The 6,715-nt window shown below is 73.2% G+C and carries 6 protein-coding genes; 3 read left to right on the top strand and 3 right to left on the bottom strand.

Features of this window, described 5'->3' with window-relative positions; all coding sequences use genetic code 11:
• The first annotated feature begins 83 nt into the window (after window positions 1-83).
• A complete protein-coding gene (proB, locus tag EMA17_RS20645; RefSeq protein WP_126638567.1) occupies window positions 84-1,187 on the top strand; it encodes a glutamate 5-kinase in 1,104 nt (367 codons plus the stop codon).
• A gap of 45 nt (window positions 1,188-1,232) precedes the next feature.
• Complete coding sequence (locus EMA17_RS20650) at window positions 1,233-1,637, top strand: DUF8830 family protein (protein WP_246126784.1); 405 nt, start codon at window positions 1,233-1,235, stop codon at window positions 1,635-1,637.
• A gap of 33 nt (window positions 1,638-1,670) precedes the next feature.
• Here EMA17_RS20650 and EMA17_RS20655 read toward each other — a convergent pair whose 3' ends face one another.
• From EMA17_RS20655 to EMA17_RS20665, 3 genes are all read right to left on the bottom strand, one after another.
• The gene (locus EMA17_RS20655; RefSeq protein WP_126638537.1) at window positions 1,671-2,720 is read right to left on the bottom strand and encodes an SCO2583 family membrane protein; all 1,050 of its coding nucleotides are present in this window, start codon (window positions 2,718-2,720) and stop codon (window positions 1,671-1,673) included.
• 131 nt (window positions 2,721-2,851) lie between these two features.
• A complete protein-coding gene (locus EMA17_RS20660) occupies window positions 2,852-3,514 on the bottom strand; it encodes an SCO2584 family spore wall biosynthesis protein (RefSeq protein ID WP_126638538.1) in 663 nt (220 codons plus the stop codon).
• Window positions 3,515-3,641: 127 nt separating this feature from the next.
• On the bottom strand, window positions 3,642-4,904 hold the full coding sequence (locus tag EMA17_RS20665) for a glutamate-5-semialdehyde dehydrogenase (protein WP_126638539.1): 1,263 nt from the start codon (window positions 4,902-4,904) through the stop codon (window positions 3,642-3,644).
• Between the two features lie 124 nt (window positions 4,905-5,028).
• Between EMA17_RS20665 and EMA17_RS20670 the strand changes: the two genes are divergently transcribed.
• Window positions 5,029-6,573: a fatty acyl-CoA synthetase gene (locus tag EMA17_RS20670; protein WP_126638540.1), complete on the top strand. Its 1,545-nt coding sequence runs from the start codon at window positions 5,029-5,031 to the stop codon at window positions 6,571-6,573.
• The last annotated feature ends 142 nt before the right edge of the window (window positions 6,574-6,715 follow it).

Here is a 6,715-nt window from a genome sequence, read left to right on the forward strand (position 1 = left end):
CGCGGTCCGGCGACCTGCTCGAATTTCCCGACCGGAAAGCGGGGCCTGAAGTGCACAGTGGGGCCGACGCGGCGCGCGAGGACGTGACCTCCGCGCGCCGCATCGTGGTCAAGGTCGGTTCGTCCTCGTTGACGACCGCGCAGGGTGGCCTGGACCCGGATCGGGTCGACGTCCTGGTGGACGTGATAGCGGCCAAGCGGGCCGAGGGGATCGAGGTCGTCCTGGTCTCCTCCGGGGCGATCGCCGCCGGCCTCGCGCCGCTGGGCCTGGCCCGCCGACCACGCGACCTCGCCACCCAGCAGGCCGCGGCGAGCGTGGGTCAGGGGCTGCTCGTGGCCCGCTACACCGCCTCGTTCGCCCGCTACGGCCTGCGGGTGGGCCAGGTACTGCTCACCGTCGACGACGTCACCCGCCGCGCGCACTACCGCAACGCCTACAACACGTTGGACAAGCTGCTGGCGATGGGCGCGGTGCCGGTGGTCAACGAGAACGACACCGTGGCCACGGAGGAGATCCGCTTCGGCGACAACGACCGGCTCGCGGCCCTGGTCGCGCACGTCGTGCACGCCGACCTGCTGGTCCTGCTGTCCGACGTGGACGGGCTGTACGACGGCGATCCGGCGAAGCCGACGTCCTCGCGGGTTCCGTTCGTGACCGGTCCGGCCGATCTCGAAGGCATCGAGATCGGCAAGGCCGGCAAGTCCGGGGTCGGCACGGGCGGGATGGTCACCAAGGTCGAGGCGGCGGGCATCGCCACCTCCGCCGGCATCCCCGTGGTGCTCACCGCGACCCGCTTCGCGTCCGACGCACTGGCCGGCAAGGACACCGGAACCCTCTTTCACCGCACCGGAGTTCGCACCGCGGACCGGCTCCTGTGGCTGGCCCACGCGAGCACCGCGCGCGGTCGGCTCGCGCTCGATCCCGGCGCCGTACGGGCCGTGGTGGAGCGGCGCAGTTCGCTGCTGCCGGCCGGAATCACCGGTGTACAGGGCGGTTTCGTCGCGGGCGATCCGGTGGACCTGGTTGACGAAAACGGTCACATCGTGGCCCGCGGACTGGTCAACTTTGATGCGAAGGAACTGCCGGGCCTGCTCGGGCGATCCACCCGGGACTTGGCCCGAGAGTTGGGTCCGGCCTACGAGCGCGAGGTCGTCCACCGCGACGACCTCGTGCTGCTGCGCCGCTGAGCGACGACCACCGAAGATCAGCAGCTCGCCGACGGGAGGCCGGCCGTGCCGGAGCGTGGGGACCGCCCCTGGGGACAGCCGGCGACGCCGGCGCGGACCGAACCGGACGGCGCGGGCCGAATGTGGCACATCACGCTGACCCTGGCCGGCCCACCCGGCGACCCCGAGGACGTGCGGCGGGCGCTGGAACGCCTCGCCCATGAGCACCCGTTCCTGCTCGCCGGCCGCTACGCCGCCGACCACGCCGAGGTGCGCTACTGGGAGGAGGCCCCCAACCTCCACGACGCCGCGGCGATCGCGCTGCGCCTCTGGGGCGAACACCGCCAGAGCGCGGACCTGCCCCCGTGGGAGCTGATCGGCCTGGAGGTCGTCGACCGCGCCACCTACCAAAAACGCGCCGCCGCCCCGGCCCCCCTCCCGATCCAACCGGGCCGCGTACAGCCGTTCTGAGGGCGGTACGACGTGGGCCGGGCGTGCCGCGGGCTACGGCACGGTCGCCATGCGGGCGCAGGTGGTGGGCGCGGTGGGGTGGAAGGGGTCGATCCGGCCGTCCTGGGGTGGGACGTCGGCCGGGGTGGGGCCGGTGAAGGCGGGGTGGAACCAGGTGGCGTTGTCCGGGGTGCAGGCTTGGGGGCCGGCCACGGTCAGGATGCGACGGACCTGGAGGAGGCCGTCGTGCAGCATCGACGCGTCGGTGTGGAAGTCCCAGACCCGGTGCACCACGAAGCGGGTCCAGCCCGGGCCGCCGACCTGGGCGACGGCGTAGACGAACACCACGTCGGCGGTGACCACGAGGTCGCGCCGCGCCTGCTCGGCGGCCATGATCGTGCCGGCCGCCCGGGGTGCCGCGTCCAGGACCCGGATCTCCGCCGGGTCGAAGCGGGTGATCCAGCCGGTGGGCGCCGACACGTCGTCGTCGCGGGGGGCGGCCAGGGCCGCGCCGAGTTGGTCGCGCTGTTCCCGGCGCAGCAGCGGCAACGCCGCCCACGGCCGGCCGTTCCCCAGGACGGTCGGGTCGAGCTGGGTGTCGACCACGAACTCGCGGACCAGGTCGATGGCTTGGCCCACCTGGGTGGCGGAGTAGTGCGCCGTCTCGCGGCGTTCGCCGGTGACGATCCCGGCGGCGCCCCGGGCCCAGCCCGCGGCCGGTCCGCCTGCCATCGGGTCGGCGGGGAGCGGGCCGGTCGCGTAGCCCACGGGCGGGGTGAGCGAGACCCGTTGCAGGACGGCGGGGCCGACCTCCGGGTGCGATCCGGCGGTGCCGGCCCGCCGGGCGCCGAGGAAGGTCGCGCCGCCGACCACCAGCAGGACGACCAGCACACCCGCCACGCCGCGCAGCGTGCGCAGCCGGACGCCGAGCACCCGGCGCTGTCGATGCGGTCGTTTGCCCGCGTGCAGCCGCTCCCGCGCGGAGGGCTCGTGCAGGTCCGCCGCACGGACGAAGGTCGCGTCGAATACGACGGCGCTGAACTCGTCCTCGCCGTCGGGCCCACCCCTGTTCGGGCCTTCGGGGGGTACTCCCCGTCCGGACATACCATCAGCTTAAGTCGCGCGCGAGCGGGTGGATATGCGCCCGGGCGCGGGGTTGCGGCGGGTCCGCGGCGAGGTCGAGGTGCTGTCGACCTTTCGGAACCGGGTCCCGGCGCCGCGCGGGCCCGCCCTCCTCAGCCGGGCCCCGAACGTGCCACCGCCGCTTGGGACGGTGCGGGCGTCGTCCCGCCGGCCGCGCCCGAATCCCCCGGGGCGACGGTGATGCGCACCTGGGAGGTGTCCTGTCCGGGCGGCGCCGGCACCGGGTTGTTGTCGGTCGTCGCGCTGCGGCCGGTGCCCACCGACGGTTGCCGGGGCGCGGTCGGTCCCTGCGAGGATCCGCTGCGGTAGACGGCGGTGACCGCCATCGCCACCACGCCGACCCCCATCAGCAGGGCCAGCACCCAGGCCACTCCGCGCCGCCAGCGTGTGGTCCGCGCGGCCTTGGCCCACGGCTCGCCCGCGAACCAGGCCGGCACGTGCGGCAACATCGGCGCGGTGTCGTGTCCGGGTACGGTACGGGCCCGCCACGGGTCCTCGCCGTCGGGTGGATACGTCCCGTCGTCGAACCAGTCGGAGCGGTCGGCCTGTTCGGCCGTGCGATCGGTCCGCTCGGGCGCGGCCGCGGTGGGTGTGGGCGCAGCGTCGATCGCCGCGCCACGCTCGTTCGCCGAGGGTTCGTGTACGCGGGCCGCGCGCACGAACGACTCGTCGAAGACGACGGAGGAGAGCTCGTCCTCCGAGAACTCGGGAAAGTCTGGGCCGTCCGGGAACTCTGGCCCTGGTGAATCGGGCACTCCTAGACAGTATTACCGCAGGCACTCCGATGGATACCGATTCAAGGCACCGGTCCGGGGCCCTTTGCCGCGCGGCGCCGGGTCCCGGCCCGGCGCGCCGTCCCCGGCCGGGTGGTCGCGGAGCCGATCAGGAGCGCACGTGGCCGTCGCCGACGACCACGTACTTCGTGCTGGTCAGCTCGGGCAGCCCCATCGGGCCGCGCGCGTGCAGCTTCTGCGTGGAGATGCCGATCTCGGCGCCGAAGCCGAACTGGCCGCCGTCGGTGAACCGGGTCGAGGCGTTGACCATCACGGCCGTGGAGTCGACCAGGGCCACGAACTCGCGGGCCGCGGCCTGCGAGGTGGTGACGATCGCCTCGGTGTGGCCGGAGGAGTGCCGGCGGATGTGCGCGACCGCGTCGTGCAGCGAGGGCACCACGGCGGCGGCGATGTCGTAGGACAGGTATTCGGTGTCCCAGTCGGCGTCGGTGGCGGGCACCACGTCGGCCGAGTATGCCTGTACCGCGGCGTCGCCGTGCACGGTCACGCCCGCGTCCTTCAGGGCCGCGAGCGCGAGCGGTACGAAGGCGTCGGCCACGTCGCGGTGCACCAGCAGCGTCTCCGCCGAGTTGCACACGCTGACCCGGTGCGCCTTGGAGTTGACCAGGATGTTCACGGCCCTCTCCAGGTCGGTGCTCGCGTCGACGTAGACGTGGCAGTTGCCCACGCCGGTCTCGATCACCGGCACGGTCGAGCCCTCGACCACGGTGCGGATCAGGCTCGCCCCGCCGCGCGGGATCAGTACGTCGACCAGGCCGCGCGCGGTCATCAGCTCCTTCACCGAGTCGTGCGTCTCGCCCGGCACCAGCTGGATCGTGTCGGCGGGCAGGCCGGCCGCGACGACCGCGTCGCGCATCACCGCGACGATGGCGGTGTTCGAGCGGTAGGCGGACGAGGAGCCGCGGAGCAGCACCGCGTTGCCCGACTTCAGGCACAGCGCGGCGCCGTCGACGGTGACGTTGGGGCGGGCCTCGTAGATGATCCCGACCACGCCGAGCGGCACGCGCACCTGACGCAGCTCCAGGCCGTTGGGCAGGGTCGAGCCGCGCAGCACCTCGCCGACCGGGTCGGGCAGCCCGACCACGTCGCGTACGTCGGAGGCGATCGCGGCGATCCGCTCGTCGGTCAGGGTCAGCCGGTCGATCATCGCCTCGCCGGTGCCGTTGGCCCGGGCCCGCTCCACGTCCTCGACGTTGGCCGCGACGATCTCCGCCGAGCGGGCCACGAGCGCGTCGGCGAGCGCGAGCAGCGCGTCGTCCTTGACCCGCCGGGTCAGTGGCGCGAGGACGGCGGCGGCCTCCCGCGCGCGACGGGCGGTGTCGAGGACTGCGGACGCTGCGCTGCTGGTCATGCCCGCAAGCCTACCTAGCGACGTGGTGATCGACACGACGATTTCAGGGGTCGAGACGCTTCCGCCCGACGACCGGGCCGGACACAATGACGCCCCCACCCTTCACCGAGGCGAGGAGCCATCCGTGACCGCTGTCCAGGCCCGCCGGCACGGCATCGCCGACCTGCTCACACGTACCGCCGCCCGACTGCCGGACCGGCTCGCCGTGGTGGACGGCGAGCTGCGGCAGACGTTCGCCGAACTCGACGACACGGTCTCGCGCGCCGCCGGGGCACTGGCCGCGCGCGGCATCGGCAAGGGCGACCGGGTGGTGCTGCTCGCCCGCAACTCGCACGGCTTCGTGGTGGCCTACTTCGCGCTGGCCCGGCTCGGCGCGATCTCGGTCCCGGTGAACTTCATGCTCACGGCGCCCGAGGTCGGCTTCGTCCTGGAGCACGCGGGCGCGATCGCCGTGCTGGCCGGCCCCGAGCTGACCGCCACCGCCGACGCCGCCCTGGCCGACCGCGAGGCACTGCGCGTGGTGCTCGGCCCGGCGGCTCCGGGGTGGGAGCCGTTCGCCGAGCTGGTCGCCGAGGGCGGCCCGGTGCCGGACGTGGCGCTCCTGGACGACGACCCGGTACAGATCATGTACACCTCGGGCACCGAGTCCCGCCCCAAGGGCGCGGTGATGACCGGCCGCAACCTGATCGCCCAGTACGCGACCGCGATCATCGACGGCGGGATGGCCGCCGACGACGTGGAGATCCATGCCCTGCCGCTCTACCACTGCGCGCAGTTGCACTGCTTCCTCACTCCGGACGTGTACCTCGGCGCGACGTCGATCATCCTGCCCGCGCCGGACCCGGCCACGCTGCTCGCCACCATCGAACGCGAGCGGGTGACCAAGCTGTTCTGCCCGCCGACGGTGTGGATCGCGCTGCTGCGCCACCCCGACTTCGACACCCGGGACCTGTCCGGGCTGCGCAAGGGCTACTACGGCGCGGCCGCGATGCCGGTCGAGGTGCTGGGCGAACTGCGGCGCCGGTTGCCGCAGTTGCGGCTGTACAACTTCTACGGCCAGACCGAGATGTCGCCGGTGGCCACCATCCTGGGCCCGGACGAGCAGGAGCGGAAGGCGGGTTCGGCGGGACGCGCGGGGCTCAACGTACAAACCGCCGTGGTCGACGACGAGGACCGCCCGGTGCCGCCCGGCGAGGTGGGCGAGATCGTGCACCGCGGGCCACACACCATGCTCGGCTACTGGAACGACCCGGATCGCACCGCCGAGGCGTTCCGCAACGGCTGGTTCCACAGCGGCGACCTCGGCGTGCTGGACGCCGAGGGCTACCTCACCGTGGTCGACCGCAAGAAGGACATGGTCAAGACCGGCGGCGAGAACGTGGCCGGCCGAGAGGTCGAGGAAGCCATCCACGCCCACCCGACAGTGGCCGAGGCCGCGGTCTTCGGCGTCCCCCACCCGTACTGGATCGAGGCGGTCACAGCGGTGGTCGTCCCCCGCCCGGGCGAGCAGATCACCGCAGAGGAGGTGATCGAACACTGCAGGACCCGCCTGGCGGGCTTCAAGGTCCCCAAGTATGTGGTGATCGCCGAGTCACTCCCCAAAAACCCCAGCGGCAAAATCCTCAAACGCCAACTCCGGGACGAACACGCAAAGTTGGCCTCCGAGTAGCGCACGGCACCCGACAGCCGGGCACGGGGGCGGGGTCGGGGGCGGGGTGGGTGGCCAGGCCGGGTCGGGTCGGGTCGGGTCGCGTACTCCGGGTGACCTTCCCGAGTGGGCCGGGCGCTTCCGGCGTGCGTTGCGCCTTGGG

It is taken from the genome of Embleya hyalina (assembly GCF_003967355.1).
GTDB classification, from domain to species: domain Bacteria; phylum Actinomycetota; class Actinomycetes; order Streptomycetales; family Streptomycetaceae; genus Embleya; species Embleya hyalina.